This is a genomic window from Bacillus sp. 95MFCvi2.1 (assembly GCF_000374965.1).
Taxonomy (GTDB): domain Bacteria; phylum Bacillota; class Bacilli; order Bacillales; family Bacillaceae_G; genus Bacillus_A; species Bacillus_A pseudomycoides.
Genome location: NZ_KB895772.1, coordinates 1 through 1684, shown reverse-complemented (window position 1 = coordinate 1684; position 1684 = coordinate 1). Strand labels below are relative to the sequence as shown.

The 1684-nt window shown below is 33.7% G+C and carries 1 pseudogene; it reads left to right on the top strand.

Going from position 1 to position 1684, the window contains the following annotated elements:
- The first annotated feature begins 339 nt into the window (after positions 1 to 339).
- Positions 340 to 1265, top strand: a pseudogene (locus tag C568_RS32310) (DMT family transporter).
- Positions 1266 to 1684: the final 419 nt, after the last annotated feature.

The window sequence follows — 1684 nt, the reverse complement described above, 5'->3', positions numbered from 1 at the left end:
GCGCCGATGGTAGTTGGGACCTTGTCCCTGTGAGAGTAGGACGTCGCCAAGCAATTTTAGACGAGTCAGAATGACTCGTCTTTTTTGTGTTTTTATATACTATTGAAAGTCTTGCTAAATGTCTTGTCGATTCAGAAAACAATACTTAATAAATCAGTTATACTATGGAAGGGAAAATAGACGTTAATGAAACAATATGTATGAAAAGGGTTTAGTGGTTTCCTTACAGCTTATTACTAATTGAAATTACAAATATATTTAACAAGAAAAACCACTAAAAAGATATAATACATAATGTATCTTTTTGAATGGGTGTGGGGATTTATGAAAGAAATAAGTATGTTACTAGTAGCGGTTATACTATGGGGAATAGCAATTGCTCCGACAAAATGGGCGCTAGAGTCAATTCAACTATTCACCTTATTGTTTCTTCGTCTTTGCTTTGCTGGTGTGGGATATGTTTATTGTTTTCTTTTCAGCCGTTACGAAAAAGTATTGTTAATAGGAATGTTCCGTGGAAACGGATAAGCTTATTATCTTTTACTGGCGTGGCAGGATACTTTATGTTTACTTCGTATGGGATTTCTTTAACAAGTGGATTGCATGTTAGTATCATTGATGCCGCTTTACCATTAGTTACAATTATTTTCTCGGCACTGTTTTTAAAAGAAAAGATTCAGTTAAACTATTGGATTGGAATTATATTAGGTTTTATAGGGATAGTATATATTACTATTCCATCTGGTAATGATGATCAAAGTGCCTCTCTAATTGGGGATATACTTATTTTATTAAGTACTTTTTTATTTGCTTTCTATACAATATTATTAAAAAGGTCAAAACAAGAAAAGAATCTATCAAATGAAGTATTTACAACATTAACATTAATCATAGGGGCAATGATTCTATTCCCTTTTGCAGTTATCGAAACTTTTTATTATGGTCTACCTCAGATAGACACATGGAAGACAGGGCTTAGTTTTACATACCTTGTTGTTTGTGCAACAATCCTAGCTTATTGGTTTTGGAATAAGGCGCTAGAAAGGGTTTCGGCATCAGTAAGTGGGTTGTATCTAAATGCTTTACCACCTATAAGTATTATTGCTTCGGTTATTCTATTAAATGAATCTTCAACATGGAGGATATTAACAGGAGGATGTCTAGTTTTATTTGGAGTTATCTGGGCGGATCAAGATAAGTTGCGTGTTCTAATGAAATCCGTAGATCGACAGACTAAGGAAGATAGAAAGTATAAAATACATTAATGCAAGAACATAAAAAGAGGTGTGTGATTCATCGAATGGCACGCCCTTTTTATAATTGATCTAGGGGAGCGTACAGGATAATTAGGGAAGAAATGCTTTCTATGAAAATAGGGCTCATTGAGTAAGTGCTCATAATGTGGAGTAGGGAGGAATTAAGTGCTTTTAGGCTCTTCTCTTTTGGAAAGGTTAGGTCTATGGGAAATAGAAAAAGGGAGTATGAACAGAAGGTTAATGATTTGTGTTTGCTTATATATAGAAAAAAACTTTTTATGTAAAAAAACATTGACTATTATTATATAGAGGTGTAATATTATACGAGTCGCCGATAGCAACAAAGCAAAACGCGACAAACGAAATAAAAAACTTAGTTGACATTGAAACATGAAAGTGTTAATATAAGGAAGTCGCAAATGAGCGGC